This window comes from Asaia sp. W19 (genome assembly GCF_003994335.1).
In the GTDB taxonomy this organism is placed as follows: Bacteria; Pseudomonadota; Alphaproteobacteria; order Acetobacterales; family Acetobacteraceae; genus Asaia.
The window spans coordinates 1-673 of record NZ_PNQZ01000147.1; the positions used below are offsets into that span (position 1 = coordinate 1).

Genomic DNA, 673 nt, shown 5'->3' on the forward strand with positions numbered 1-673 from the left:
GTAACCCGCAAACCAGCATCCAGGATAGGCCCGCCCGATCTCTTCGATGGGTGTGATTGCGTTTGCACTGAGGATGTACGGGATACGAGCGGATCTGGCAGCGCGTGCCATCGCATTATCGGCGTCATGACCCACAATGGCGGACGCACCCATAGGCGCGATCATGAACGGACTGGCGAAACTCTGACCAAATAGTGTGACCTGCTGCGAGCAGGCAGAAACGTCGCGCAGCACACGCGGAACCATACGCAGTCGGTCAAGTGCACGCAGATTATGCTGGATCGTGGTGCCGTCATCGGCGCCGCCCTGAACATAGCCGAAGATCGCTTTGGGAAGATGACGGCGCGCAAGGCTCTCGAAATCATTGAGGTTAAGGATCGCATTGTCGAGCGAACGAAGCAGTTTCAGCATGGTGTCGATACTCGTGCAGCTATGGCGGCCCGTTCAGGCGCGTTTTTCTTGGGGGGATCGAGGGGGAGTGGCTCAATCGGCCCCACGATGAAGAGGTATGAAACGGCGCCGAGCAGGCCAAATCCCCCGGTTGCGCAGAGCGGGATGAGAAATGATCCATGCGTCAGGCTCACCATCAGTCCGGTAAAGCTCGCAATCACGATCCCGGCGATATTCGCGGCACTGTTCTGAAGGCCGCCCAGAGTAGCCACGAGGTCGGGGC

Annotated in this window: 2 protein-coding genes; both read right to left on the reverse strand. The window is 58.8% G+C overall.

Annotated features, from left to right (window positions below; genetic code table 11):
• A partial coding sequence (locus C0V97_RS17475; protein ID WP_199752005.1) for an alpha-hydroxy-acid oxidizing protein occupies window positions 1–411 on the reverse strand: 411 nt, incomplete at its 3' end.
• Window positions 405–673, reverse strand: a 269-nt coding sequence (locus C0V97_RS18465) for a hypothetical protein (protein WP_199752007.1), incomplete at its 5' end; no start/stop codon positions are given. The genes C0V97_RS18465 and C0V97_RS17475, both read right to left, overlap by 7 nt.